Annotated in this window: 9 protein-coding genes; 1 reads left to right on the forward strand and 8 read right to left on the reverse strand. The window is 46.0% G+C overall.

Annotated elements, in window-relative coordinates:
• Positions 1-43: 43 nt before the first annotated feature.
• Positions 44-1498 carry an esterase/lipase family protein gene (locus tag P3X63_RS17460; protein WP_077735489.1) on the forward strand — a complete coding sequence of 485 codons (1455 nt, stop codon included), beginning with the start codon at positions 44-46 and terminating at the stop codon, positions 1496-1498.
• On the opposite strand, the gene P3X63_RS17465 is transcribed toward P3X63_RS17460, so the two are convergent.
• The 8 genes from P3X63_RS17465 to P3X63_RS17500 form a co-directional block, all read right to left on the reverse strand.
• A complete protein-coding gene (locus P3X63_RS17465) occupies positions 1495-2025 on the reverse strand; it encodes an HD domain-containing protein (RefSeq protein WP_277691573.1) in 531 nt (176 codons plus the stop codon). The genes P3X63_RS17460 and P3X63_RS17465 overlap by 4 nt on opposite strands.
• 239 nt (positions 2026-2264) lie before the next feature.
• Positions 2265-2996, reverse strand: a complete 732-nt coding sequence (locus tag P3X63_RS17470) for a (S)-benzoin forming benzil reductase (protein WP_277691574.1) — start codon at positions 2994-2996, stop codon at positions 2265-2267.
• 88 nt (positions 2997-3084) lie between these two features.
• Positions 3085-3582 (reverse strand): type VII secretion protein EssA, encoded by a 498-nt coding sequence (essA, locus tag P3X63_RS17475; protein WP_277691575.1) that lies wholly within the window; start codon positions 3580-3582, stop codon positions 3085-3087.
• A complete protein-coding gene (gene esaA / locus P3X63_RS17480) occupies positions 3566-6730 on the reverse strand; it encodes a type VII secretion protein EsaA (RefSeq protein WP_277691576.1) in 3165 nt (1054 codons plus the stop codon). The genes essA and esaA overlap by 17 nt, the downstream gene beginning before the upstream one ends.
• On the reverse strand, positions 6727-11211 hold the full coding sequence (essC, locus tag P3X63_RS17485; protein WP_026588598.1) for a type VII secretion protein EssC: 4485 nt from the start codon (positions 11209-11211) through the stop codon (positions 6727-6729). Before essC ends, esaA begins: the two co-directional genes overlap by 4 nt.
• Positions 11212-11247: 36 nt before the next feature.
• Entirely contained in the window at positions 11248-12582 is a 1335-nt protein-coding gene (gene essB / locus P3X63_RS17490) for a type VII secretion protein EssB (RefSeq protein WP_277691577.1), read from the reverse strand.
• Between the two features lie 14 nt (positions 12583-12596).
• Positions 12597-12836 carry an ESX secretion system protein YukD gene (gene yukD, locus P3X63_RS17495; RefSeq protein ID WP_026588600.1) on the reverse strand — a complete coding sequence of 80 codons (240 nt, stop codon included), beginning with the start codon at positions 12834-12836 and terminating at the stop codon, positions 12597-12599.
• Between the two features lie 80 nt (positions 12837-12916).
• A complete protein-coding gene (locus P3X63_RS17500) occupies positions 12917-13213 on the reverse strand; it encodes a WXG100 family type VII secretion target (protein WP_026588601.1) in 297 nt (98 codons plus the stop codon).
• Positions 13214-13362: the final 149 nt, after the last annotated feature.

The raw sequence follows: 13362 nt of genomic DNA on the forward strand, positions 1-13362 counted from the left end.
ATATTATGAAAGCGTTTACAATAAAACATGAGGTGAACACTTTATGAAAAAAATGGCGCTGGTGCTGCTTGTTCTATTGTTTTTGTTTCCTCTCGGCTCACATGCTGGAGGCTTTAAAGGCGGAGGAGGCAATCCTGGTTACTGGTTTACAGGCGATCCTGTTGAAAAGCCCGATCCGGCAAAACCGCCGCTTGTTTTCGTCCACGGCTTAAACGGCTCGTCCGCTGCCTGGTTTGATGAAAACGACATGGCGGAACAGGCTTGGAAAAGCGGTTATGAAACGGCTTTTATCGATCTCCATCCCGATAAAGACATGGATGATAACGGGGCCCTCCTCGCTGCCAAGCTCCGCGAGATGTATGATCATTTCGGCAGGAAAGTGATTCTCATATCCTACAGCAAAGGCGGGATTGACAGCCAGTCCGCCCTGATCCGCCATGATGCTTACCGCTATGTCGAACACGTCATCACACTCGGGACTCCCCACTACGGTTCACAGCTTGCCGACCTTGCATACAGCAGCTGGGCCGGATGGCTCGCGGACATTTTAGGCCAGCAAAATGATGCGGTCTATTCTTTGCAAACCGGGTATATGAAAGCATTCCGCGAGCAGATCGACAGCCATCCCAACAGACAGAAAACCGAGTATTTTACACTCGCCGGCAATAAAATCGGCGGATTTGGGAGCGTCTTGTTTTTCGGAGGCATTTATTTAAACATGTTTGGCGCAAATGACGGGGCCGTCGTTGAAAAAAATGCCCGGCTTCCATATGCCGTCAATCTCGACACCGGCAGCTGGGATCATTTCTCCATCATTAAAGGAAGCGAGACGTTCCCTGTATTAAAGTCTTTATTGGGAACTGATGAAAACATGCAAATGAACAAGCTGACAAAAGAAAATAGGTCCTATCCTTATATAAGAGGCGGGGTGAATGAGGGCCTTACAGAAGAAGAATTTGCGGTGGAGAAAGGGGTAGAAGAAATAACCATTCACTGGCTGAGCAATCATTCCTCGGGAAATATCAAACTGACAGATCCTCATGGCAAAGCGACGAAAGATTTTTCCCTTTCCAAAACAGCAGATGTGTTTGCGGGCGGATATGCTCACTCCGCTGTCATCAAAAATCCGGCCTCTGGCAAGTGGAAAATAACGTCTTCCGTCAAACAGAAAGAAGCTTTTTTATTCGTCGTCACCTTTGACTCCCCTCTTGATCAGCAAATTGAAAAGGAATTTAAGGCACAAGGGTCAAGTCTTGCAAATGTGAAAACGGCCGTCCGCTCAATCCGTTATCAAAATGGAAAGCAAGTGGAGAAAAAAGAGCTCCGCTCCGCTTCACTCCATGCCTTGCAGCACGTTCAAAAAGCGGGGATGTATTCCGTCACGATCGATGTTTCCGGTCAAACAGCTGACCGCGTGCCGTTTAACAGAACGATCATCCGTTCCGTCTATGTAAATGACAAAGGGGAAAGGTTTGAATATAACCCTTTGTCAGATTAAACCGTTTCTTTCATGGGTAAACGCGCTTGATCCACCATCCGATCAAGCTGCTTGATTTTTTCGATCGCAAGCTTATGGTCGATTTTGCGGTAGTGGTGATTGCCGCCCGGCTCTTCATCGAGTTCATCCGCTTTTTTGACAATCTGCTGCAGCGTGTTTTTGTCCAGATCGCCTTCAGGCAAGTATGAATCGGTATGAAGGAGAATGGCCAAAGCGATCTCTTTTGCGGCTTTCGGGTCCTCGCCGAGCCGGATCAGAAGCTTGTGGGCCCGCTCAGCTCCTTTAATGGCATGAATATCATTTTGTTTGTATTTTTCATAGTCCCACTCCCCGTCCGTATACCATTCATAATGGCCGATATCGTGGAGCAATGCCGATTTTGTCGCAAGATCGGGGTCTATTCCCGTTTTTACCGCCAGACGATATGCGTGGAAAGCACAGGCAACGGCATGGGCGACGCCTGAACGAGTCAAATATTTTTGTGCAATGGGATGGGTGAATACATCCATTAATGTTACGTTTCTCATGTAAACCCCTCCTTTATATATTTTTAGAATCCTAACATATTTTCGCGCAAATCTCAATTGATCTGGCACATCATTTTTCATCATGACCGCTTTTATCATTCACAGACAAAACACATTGTCATCGAATGATTACACCCCACACAAAGAAATGTGGGCAGCCCTTCTTAAAGAACACTAAAGCCTGAGGGCGAAAATAAAAAAACAAGCACAATATATCTCACTGTGCTTGTTTTTGCCTTTCACAAAAATTCTTTGATGTCGTACACTCTGCCGGTTTCAAACTCCGTCTCAAGCAGATCAAGAAGCATTCCGGCAACAAAGGCAGTGCTTCTCAGGCTGCCCTTTGTTTGATAGTTTTTAAACCGCTCAATCTCATGGAAGTCTTTTTTGGATGATGAGCGAATGACCTCTTGCATGCCGGTATCCATGACTCCCGGAGAAAACGAAATCATCCGCACAGGATATTCCTCGTCCTCCTGTTCAAAGGCGAATGTTTCAGTGAACATATCAAGCCCGGCTTTTGAGCTGCAATAGGCGCTCCAGCCTTTGTAAGGGTTTTTGGCTGCACCGGACGAAATATTGACGATCGTTTTTTCGCCATTAAATGGAGCGAGCCACTTTGTAAACTGCTGGCTGAGGATAACCGGAGCAAGCAGATTCAGGTTATAGTGCCGGCTCAGTTCCTCCCGCCCGGCCTCGCCTGCGCGCTTGATCGGCGTCACCATGCCGGCGTTATTGACCAGTGTGATCGAAGCCAACTCGTCGATTTGCACAGAATCAGTCAATTGCTGAAACCACTTCTCTGTTTCCGCCGGATTTGTCAGATCAGCCTCATGCTGAATCAGTCTGTCATGGCAAATATCGGACTTGGTCCTGGAGACGGTGTGCACCAAATGGCCGTTTTCCAAAAAACCGTTGGCAATCGCTGCGCCGAGGCCTTTTGACGCTCCTGTGACAATGGATAAATGCATCTGAATTCCCTCCTTATCCATCATTGTACTGATTCGTCGGCAGGCTTCTCAAGTGCTTCCGCGGTTTGTCTCGGAAGAAAGGCAGCCCCTATTTCTTCTGCTGGCCGCTGACAACTCTCGGAATCAAGAAGAACAGGCCCGCAATACAGAGAAGGATCAGGACTCCATACAAGATAGGGAGGAAGATGGATTGCTTGTCTTCTGCCATGTCATCTTCCTGTTTGCCTAATGATGGCTCCGCTGAAAATGACAGATTGAGCTCTTTCAGCTTTGAGGCGACGGAATTGCTTTTATTTGTGAAGCTTCCCGATAGACCTTTCAGCTGTTCGAGGGGACCGTCTTTTTTCTTGTCCGAAAATGAGAATTCCTTCAGCTCTTCCGGTATCGGTATATCTTCTTTGTATACAGCATCGTCTTCCTGCAGGTAGTCCGTTTCGATTTTGACATCCTGCTTTTCATACTCGTTTGGCTTGACGTCGACTTCATCGGTTTCATCCGCTTTCACAAGCGGTGTGAAAAGAAAGAAGGAGAGCATGACAGCCATGATCCCCTTCTTTCCCCATCTCGCATTACGCATCAATGTCATTCTCGCTTTCCTCCGTTTTTGATTTTGCAAAATCGACAATAAACGGAACGGCCAATGCGATGATTGCGATAAGAACCAATGCTCCCATTCCGAGTGCGAACATATCGCCTGTTCCATACTGAATGGACATATATACGGTTGACACCGGATTCTCGAAGCTGAAATTCGGCATGGCCAAATCAAGCAGCGGAGCAATGTAGAACAAAATCATGAAAGCTGTTGCCGCGCCTCCGGCAATGGAGCCAAGCATGAATGCCGAACGGATGACGGCGGAGCTTGCGACAAGCAGCATGATCGTAAAGGCCGACCACATCAAGGCCTGGTCATCTGCCAGAGAGTAGATGTTCAAGCCGAACAGGCTGATCATCAATCCGACAATGATATTCAGTATTCCAAACAGCGCGCCTCTGACGAGAAGCGGAGCGTTTTGGTAGTGGTGGCTGAAGTATCCGATCAACAAACTTGAGATCATGACAATGACGAGAATGACAACCGGCGGTACGTTTTGCGCTTTTGATTCAGGAACATCCCCGCTGATTTTCACAGGACTCGCCAGATGATCGTATACATATCCGTCATTTCCTCCAAAAGCATTGCCGAGGATGCTGTACACATCGCCGCGGACGAGCTTTGTCGTATTGACGTTCTGACCCCAGTTTGAATTCAGGGTATCCGCTTTTTGCTGAACATCGTTTACACTTTCCGTAATATTGTTGGTGTACTCGATGACGCCTGATTGCGTTTCTGACAAGGAACCAAGCATATCTGACAGCTGCAGAATGTCATTTCCAAGCGTATCCTGCATGCTGATCACCATGGAGCCGTCTGTCGCATCTCCTTCAAAGACCGCCGTTCCGGCACCCACCGGATTGCTGAGCTGTTCAGAGACGGCATTTGCTCTCTCTGAGATTGTGCTAAGCTCATTCAGCGTTTCCGTCTGCTTTTCATCAATGAATTCTCCGTAGGTTGTTACAAAATCGGACATGCCTTCTGTGTAATCTTGAATGTCCTCATTTGATAACAGCATGTTGTTTTTAAGGTTTTCCCATTTTTCCGCTTCGGTTTCACCGACTTTAAGGACTGTATTGAGACCGTCTTGCGTCCCGGAGATGACGCTTTCCTTAGTTGAATAATTGACCGAACCGAAAAATGTTGTTTCATAATTTGATAGTAACTTATAGTAATTGAGCAGTTGATCGACATCTCTCGTACGTATGTTAGATTCAAAAGCTTTTTTTAAGGTGCTATCTTCCGGAAGATTTTCTGATACTCTCGCTTCTATATTTTGAATTTTCTTATAGATAGCATCAAAATCTTCTGTTCGTTTATTGTTGAGATCTGTAATCTTATCGTTCAGATCCACTATTTCTTTCTTTAAATCGTCAATGTTTTCATTTAGCTTTGTAATTTCCCCACTCAAGGTTTCAAGCTTCTTTTTCAGCTCTTCATTATGAGTGTCCTGTTTTGCACGAAGGTCTTCTTCCACCTTTTCAAGCCGGGCAGCAGCTTCATTCAGCTGCTCTTTTAATTTGGCAACCTCGTCATCCGATCCTTCTGAAGGCTGCTCATTTCCAGGGTTCTGGGTATCTCCGTCTTCACCTGTTGCTTGATCATTTGTCGGATCTTCAGGATTTGATGTGTCTTGCTGTCCGTTTTCTCCAGTGTCGGCTGCCGGTTCTTGATTCTGATCAGGAGTCGTGTTCTCGGCAGCGGGATTTTCACTCTGATCAGGAGTCGGTTCTTCTGTTGAAGGGTCTCCACTCTGATCAGGAGCCGGTTCTTCGGAAGTCGGATCTTCGCTCGGGTTCGGAGTTGGTTCTTCAGGAGTTGGTTCCGTACCTCCACCATCGTTATCAGAAGAATCTTTTAACCCGTCCGATAATTCTTTCAGTTCAGCCGCAATGCTCTTCAATTCATCTTGCTGTTCTTGAAGATTGATTTCTAGATTGTTCGGCTGTTCTTCATCATCTTGATTATTATCCTGATCATTTTTATCCTCATCACCCGGGTCCGTGCCGTTTTGTGAATCATCTTCAGAGCCTTTCGATAGATCAGACCGTAATACAATTAAGTCAGGCTCAAGCTTACTCAAATTCGCTTTTCTTGTTTCAGCCTGATAGTTATCTATCAACTTATTTTGGATCGAATTAATCCCATTCAGTTGGATTGAAATCTGATCCTCCCGCGTTTTTTGCAGGTTTTCAAGAGAGGTAGAAGTCAAGCTAAACTGGTTTTGCAAACCGCTGAGCGACATTGCCATACCGTTCATTTGTTCGCTGAAGCGGCTTTGGGCGCTGGCTTGCTTTTCTTTGATGGATGTCAGGCCGTCTTGAATTTGTTCTTCACTGTCCGCCTGGGCTGATTGAAGCAGCTCTGACTGCTTTTCCTGGTACTCTTTATACTGATTGACATTGTCAACAAAGCTGTCCAGCTGCTTTTTCGTTTCTTCAACGCTTGCGTTGCGTTCTTTTGATGTGCCGTGTGTTTCATTGATCGACTCCTTGAGGCTTTCGATCATCTCTTTTTGTCTGTTCACCTCGCCCGCTAAGTCATTGGAGCTCGGCTTATAAAAGTTGTACATGGCGTTTTGGAATTCCGACTCTTTGTTGACGATGCTGTCGAATTCTTTTCTGACCTTTTTGACCTCCTGTTTGACAAGCCCCCAATACAGAGTCGTCATTTTCTTGCTCACCGTTTTTTGGGCGTCCTGAAGCTCACGCTGGACTTTTTCCTTGTTGACGGCGTCAAGCTGGCCCTGAATTTTAAATTCCAACTCCGCTTTTTGCGGACGTTTATGATTATAGCTTAAAATGTTTTGCGAAAAATCGGACGGGATGTAGACAATCGCATCGTATTGCTTTTCCGCAAGTCCGCTTTCGGCGGCGCTTCGGCTGACGACCGTCCATTTGTAGTCCGGACGTTCAGCCAAAAACGCCGATATTTGGTTTCCAAATAACGTATCTTCATCAACGGTTCCGTCCTCTTTCAAGACGCCGGTATCCTCATTGACAACGGCGATTTCCCTTGTCGCGCTCGAAACCTTTTTCGTCGGATTCTCGCCGATGAAATGAAAGAATAAGACGGGCAGAAGGATGATGATGACCATCGCGCTGATGATTTTCAGAGTGCTTTTTTGTTGTTCCGTCATGTCGTTTTCTTCCTTTCTACAGAACATAAAGGAATTTGAATTTTTCTTTCCCTGCCGTTTTCAACGATATAGCCGAAGCCCGGCTGAATTTCCGGCTCCTGCCGTTCATACGGAAGCTGGATCAAGTTTTGCTCGGACTTTTTCATCAGCAGGACGGCATGTCTGACTTGCTTGACTTCGCTTGTCAATGCATCATATCCTTTTGTAAATTCATTGTGGTTTCCGGCAGGTATAAAGTGGAAACCTAAATGGGCATAAGACTTCATGAACATCGCCATCTTATCTTGGATCGATGCGTCAATCGTCTGCTGGAACCGCGAAATTCCGTCGACGATAAAGACCATCGGCGAAAAGTCAAGGTTTGCGATTTCCCCTTGTCTGACAGCCTCCACATACATGGCTTCCCTCGTCCGGCAGATTTCTTCTGTTTCGGACAGCCATAGAAGAATGTCATCCTTTGTTTCAAGGTAGCTGATCTGATCCTCTGTCGCGTATTGAGATAAGCCGCGGTCGATGGAGTCAAACACAGCGATCTTTTTCGTATCATGATCAAGCAGATGCTCAAGCATGATTTTGATGACATTTGTTTTTCCGCGCTGGGTCTGCCCCATGATAAGGCAATGTTTATTTTTCTCAAGGTTAAAGTAAACAGGTTCGACAGACTCTTCATCAAGCCCCATCGGAATCAGTCCTCTTTCAGGCTGAAGCGGATAGTCCCTCATCAACTGCGTCACGGAAAGCTCCAGCGGCAGCATCGGCACCGGCGCAGGCTTTCTCATGTCCTTGAAGCGCTCGGCAATGTCCTGAATATCGGCTTTGATGTTTTCAAACAGTTCGATATCGCTGTTTGCTTCAACAGGCAAAAACATTTGCGCAAAGTATTGGTTTTCTTTGTTTAAGATGACACGCCCCGGAATCGGTTCAAGGCTGTATTCCGGCCTTCCGATAATGGAATAGGCTTCGGACTGGTCCATCAAATAATGAACGACCCTTGTTTTCAGATTGTTCAACAGCGACTGTCTGATCGCGTTGACCCTCGTCGCCGTCAGGATCAAATAGATCCCCAATGACTGGCCGTCGCGGGCGAACTGAATAAATTCAGCTTCGAGATCGTGCATTTCATCTTTGATGATGTCGAAGTTGTCAACCGTGATGAAAATGAACGGAAGCTTCTCTTCGTTCAGCGCATTGTACATCTTAATATGGCTGATTTCTTTGGCGCGGAACAGATTTTTCCGATGCTCGATTTCCTCTTTGATGCGGACCATGAATTTTTCGATTTTTCTTGTCTGATCCATCAGGAAATAATCGGCCGTATGCGGAAGTCTCGCAAGCGGCAGAAGCGTTCCGTTTCCAAAGTCAAAAATGTAGTTGTGCAGTTCTTCTGGCGTGTATTCAGCCGCAAAGCTCATCAGGAAGGTGATCGCACTCAGCGATTTTCCGTAGCCGGATGATCCGACGATGGCGATATTGCCGTCGTCCATCATGCGGTAGCTGATCGGCTCCTGACTTTGCTTTTCCGGTTCATCGATAAAGGCGAAGTTGAATGTATCGGCCTCCTCCGACGGATAAAGCGCTTTGGGAATGCGTTCCTCAAGCGGCGGCAGCCAAGGACTCGGGAGCTTTTCGACTCCCATTTCCTCCTGAATGCGCTCAATTTGTTCCACAACAGCGGAAATTTCCGTCTGAACCTCTTTTTTCGAGGCATGGTCTGCGTCTACATCTGATAAAGGAATTAATCCGGTATCGGTGACGATTGCCACCTCATCTTCCGTTCCGTAGGCGTCCTCGGCATAAGGCGCTCCGCTCCAGGCAGACTGGAACAGCTCATATACCTCATTGTTGCCGACCTGCAAATACCCCCGGCCGGTTACCGTGATCGTGGCCGCATCCCCGTTTTTGAGGATCTCTTTACTGTCATTAGCGTCCTGCACCTTTAAAGCCACTTTAAATCTCGAGTTGCTCCAGATCTGGTCATCGATGATGCCGCCCGGTTTTTGCGTCGCCAAGATCAAATGCACGCCGAGGCTTCGGCCGATCCTTGCCGCACTGACGAGCTCGCGGATAAATTCCGGCTCTTCGCTTTTTAATTCGGCAAACTCATCCGATATTAAGAATAAGTGAGGCATTGCCGTTTTCGCTTTTTTCTGCTTGTAAAGCTTTGTGTAATCATTGATATGATTGACGCTGTACTGATCAAAAAGGCGCTGCCTTTTCTTCAGCTCGCTTTTAATTGATGCCAATGCCCGCGTACTGAAGTTTTTGCTGCCTTCAATGTTCGTGATCGTTCCGAGCAGGTGGGGAATGTTCCGGAACGGCTGCGCCATTCCGCCCCCTTTATAGTCGATCAAAAGAAAAGCGACTTCATGCGGATGGAAGTGAACAGCCAAAGACAAAATATACGTTTGCAAAAATTCACTTTTTCCCGATCCGGTCGTCCCCGCAAGCAATCCGTGGGGACCGTGTGCTTTTTCGTGCAGGTTTAAATACACGATGTCATCTTTTCCTTTATAGCCGATCGGCACAGCCAACGATTTGGCCGATTCGCTTGTCAGCCACTTTTGTCCGATACCGATGTCATCGACTTCTTTCGCATGGAACAGCTCAAGGAACGAAACCGTATCAGGAATTGAATTGGTCATTCCGAGCTGGTGGTCAAGCGTCCTTAATGTACGTGAAAAGATCTCATTGTCTTCCCTTGTATGCTGATCCAATTGAAACGGGATCTGCACGGCTTTCTTTTGCTTGATCAGAATGTCGCCTTCCTGTTCGGTAATATAACGAACGAGGGTATGGATGTTTTCGGACAGGCTTTCTTTCGTCTCTGCCGCAACGATTGTCGACACTCCGAGGTTTTTCTGCTTCCCTTCCAAATATTCAAGTATGACGTGTTCAGCGATCAGCTGCTGGTTTGTGATAATAAAGACAAAATGCGGTCTGAACCGGGTCTTGTCTTTGTTTTCATCCAAATCGCGTTCTCTTAACAGCTCGTAGACGCTTGAAAGAAGTTGATCCCTCGTCTGTTCGTTGTAAATAAACCCTCGCGCATATGTATGCGGCATCTGAAAATGCGGAAGCCACTTCATCCATTCCCATTCTTTATACTCGGCTTCGTCAAAAATAAAGACAAAGCGTAAATCATGATAGCTGTGGAAGAAAGCGAGCTGTCCGACGAGCTGATGAATCTCGTTTTTGACGACAGCTTCTTTTCCGACAACCCCCATCGGTCCTTCGGCGAGATTGACGGTAATCGGCGCGTTTTTTAGTTCTCTGTAAACCTCTTCCATCTTTTGCGTCTGTTCGAGCAGATGGTCTGTATCACGGTTTGCCAAATCTCCGCCATTCAGGTTGATTTGATAGGAAGAGGCAACCGTTCCCGTGCCAAGGCGGATTTGCAGGAAATCTGCGCTTTCAATTGTTTTTTCCCAAATTCGGCCGCTGATTTCCTTTGTTAAATATTTCATCCGTTCAAAGGCAGGAAAATGGAACTCCAGGACGAATTTTTGTTTTTCCGCCAGTTCATGCAATTCCTTCTTTTTATTCTCAAGGTAAAGCGTATAGACGCGCTCCCTTTTTTCTTCGCGTTTTTTGCGCTGGCTTTTATCACGGAAGTATTGCACAGTTGATGTAATCAGCGTCATCATAAACATCGCCAGGGAAACGACGATAAAGATGCCCCGCGGCTGAATGATCGCCACGATTCCCATCACAAGCAGCATGACAAGCGGAGGCAATATCATCAGCCATAAGCCTCTGTTGTTCTCATCGCTTTCCTGCGCCGGAAAGCTGAAGGATATTTTCTCATCCGGCAGGTCGTAAATCATCCTCGGCGGCCTGCGGTAATGCGGATATTTATTTTTCGTTTCAGAGGTAGGCCTGAGCATTTTTTCCAGGTTTGTAGCAAACTCCTCTTGTCCATGAATTTCCAAAAGGTCGTTTTCAATGATGCGGAACGCATTCAGGCCGTATAAAATTTCATCCCCATTTTGCACCAAGGCAGGAGCGGTTATTTTTTCCCCGTTCATATAGACGAGCGCACCATTCGGGATCACATGCCACTTGCCTTCAAGGCGGATCAATAAGAAGGTGCCGCGGTCTCCGAAAGGCGAATCCGCTTCGGTAAAAGAGACATCCGCCTCCTCATTGCAGGAGGAAACAGCGATTTCTTTTCTCTCTCCTAAATAATAGGCAGGGGCGTCTTCGGATTCTTCCGTTAAAAAGAGCGTCAGCTCCCCGGCGCCGTCTTTTAGGACCGTTTTATCACCAAGCGCCAAAGAAGAGGCCGGCTCATCCTTGCGATAGACGCTGTACAGATCGGAGTCCTTTTGTTTTTCCAATGTCACCGGACCTTTTTCAAACGGAAAACGGCTGATGGTGACGGAATGCTTGACATCCGGTCCGATTGTCAGCGTGCGGCTGCTGTGATCATCCAGTTTTATTTTTTGATAATTTTCATGGTAAAAAATCCATAACAGACTCATTTTTCCGCCTCCTGCCAACAACAGGTTATCTTCACTTTATTTATCATCTTTTTTCTTTTGCTCTTCCTTTTCTTTATTTTCTTTTTTCTCCTGCTCCTTTTCAGTCTTTTCCGCTTTTTCTTGTTCAGTCTTTGCAGCCTCTATATCAGCCTGTTTTTGCTCAGTCGTTACCTGCTGGTTTTCTTCAGTATTTTTCTGCGCGTTTTTTTCCTTTTCCAATGTCTCATACAATTCGTCATATTCCTTTTGCAGCGGATCCAGCTGTTTCTGCCTCTCTTCGCTTGACAATTGGTTATCCGTCTTGATCTCAATGATATATTTCGAGATTGCAAATATGATTTGGAAGTTGTTTTCCAGCTTACGAGCCGTCTCTAACGCCTCTTTATTTTCCCCGCGTCCGATCTGAATCCAGTAGAGGAAGTTATTCGGATCGACCTGCAGCGTAAGGCTGTTCAGGGCATCTTCCTGCCAGTCTAATTCCTTCAGCGCGTTTTCAACAATCATATAGGAATATGCGAGCTGATATTGAACGGAATCCGGCATCTCATCAGGTTTGTATTTATCAAGCGTGCTGATGACTTTGCTGTACTGTTTATTTAAAAAGTAGCGGTTGCTTTCGACAAACGCCTCCTGTTTTGGCTGAGCGAAGAATAAAGAATAGAAGGAAAACAATAAAGCCGGTACTAAACATAAAATAAGGCCCAATCCTATGTATCTTTGCGTCTTCCACTTCTTCTTCGGAAGGTGGACAAGCGTTTTTTCTTCGGCGTCAAGCTCATCAAGCCGTCTTTGAATGACAGCTTTTAAATCGCCGTATGTCCCGCTTGAGACGATGTTTTTCACTTCGTCTGAAAACTTGATGGTTTCGCTGTATTTTAAATACTCTTCAAAGGTGAATTCGCCGTCAACGGCAAGCGCCGCTGCTGCCTTCACTTCATTAAAAAGTCTTTCTTCATCGTGTTCGTATGGCGGAATGCTTTCTTTCACTCCATAATGTAAAAATTTCGGGGTCAACCCTTTGTCAAAGACAATGTTTTCCGGCGTCGCAATGAGATGCAGCCTTTTGACCGAGTGCTCTTCAACAGCTTTGACGAGCTGGTAGGCGAAAAGCCATTTGCTTTTTTTATTTTTGGATTTCAAGTAGCGAAATTCTTTATATTCAGCAGGAGGCTGAATCGAAATTTGGACTTCATCATCGGTCATGACGGTTTCTTTTTTAAAGGAAGGATCGACTTCTTTGATGACGTTTGCTTCCAAGCCGTTGACAAGGTTGATCTTTTCTCGTTGAAAACGAAAAATGTAAGCATCGTCTTCCTTCGTCATGACGGCTTCCAGTTGATTTTCCAGATACGTTTTCTTTTTTTCTGCCATTCATCCAGATCCTTTCATAATATTTCAAGACGGTCTCCAGTCGTTATACCGCACTGTGACAGTGTGTATTCGCCTGAAAAAACGGCATCCTTATTTGTCACCCTGATCCAGCAGCCTTCGCGGGGAGGGACAGATATGCTCTTGGCCTGCCAAGCGATGTCGACCACCTTTTTGACAGAATGGTAATCTGACAGTCTGAGATCAAAAGCGCCGCCGTCATAATGTTTTAAATCGATGGTAATGTCAACATACACCAGTTCATCACCTCTCAATAGAAAAAGCGCCGTCATCTTCTTTTGAATTAGGCGCTTCTCTCTTTCTTCTAATCTGTAAATTAGCCGCGAATTTGGCTAGCGATGTCTTGGTCAGTGCTTTCAAGAGTGTTAGCAGTCTGATGAAGCTGTTTAGAAACGTCGCTTAGAAGTTCAGCCATTTTCACAAAAGAAGGTCTCAGCTCTTGATATTGCTCTGCGAACGCGCGGCTTGATTCACCTTCCCACATATCTTGAAGCTGGTTGATCATTTGATCAAGACGCTGGTTGACCTGTTCAGTAACGTCTCCGCTTTCTTTTTGATATCTGTCAGCCATTTGCCGCAGTTCAGCCGGCGTAACACGAATGATTCCTGACATATTCCTTATACCTCCTGCGCTATTCGCCCTAGATATGGGCTAAATAACTTATTTTTTTGAACGCTTTTATTATAAAAACAAGATTGAGGCACAGTCAAACAAATCTGTTGTTATTTTACAAAATGAGTCTAAAGGTTTATCATTCCTCT

The sequence above is a fragment of the Bacillus sp. HSf4 genome (assembly GCF_029537375.1).
Taxonomy (GTDB): Bacteria; Bacillota; Bacilli; order Bacillales; family Bacillaceae; genus Bacillus; species Bacillus sonorensis_A.

What these genes read in the sequence shown, in the direction of transcription:
- P3X63_RS17460 (WP_077735489.1), top strand. Translation starts at nt 44, where the DNA reads ATGAAAAAAATGGCGCTGGTGCTGCTTGTTCTATTGTTTTTGTTTCCT.
- P3X63_RS17465 (WP_277691573.1), bottom strand. Translation starts at nt 2,025, where the DNA reads ATGAGAAACGTAACATTAATGGATGTATTCACCCATCCCATTGCACAA.
- P3X63_RS17470 (WP_277691574.1), bottom strand. Translation starts at nt 2,996, where the DNA reads ATGCATTTATCCATTGTCACAGGAGCGTCAAAAGGCCTCGGCGCAGCG.
- essA (WP_277691575.1), bottom strand. Translation starts at nt 3,582, where the DNA reads ATGACATTGATGCGTAATGCGAGATGGGGAAAGAAGGGGATCATGGCT.
- esaA (WP_277691576.1), bottom strand. Translation starts at nt 6,730, where the DNA reads ATGACGGAACAACAAAAAAGCACTCTGAAAATCATCAGCGCGATGGTC.
- essC (WP_026588598.1), bottom strand. Translation starts at nt 11,211, where the DNA reads ATGAGTCTGTTATGGATTTTTTACCATGAAAATTATCAAAAAATAAAA.
- essB (WP_277691577.1), bottom strand. Translation starts at nt 12,582, where the DNA reads ATGGCAGAAAAAAAGAAAACGTATCTGGAAAATCAACTGGAAGCCGTC.
- P3X63_RS17500 (WP_026588601.1), bottom strand. Translation starts at nt 13,213, where the DNA reads ATGTCAGGAATCATTCGTGTTACGCCGGCTGAACTGCGGCAAATGGCT.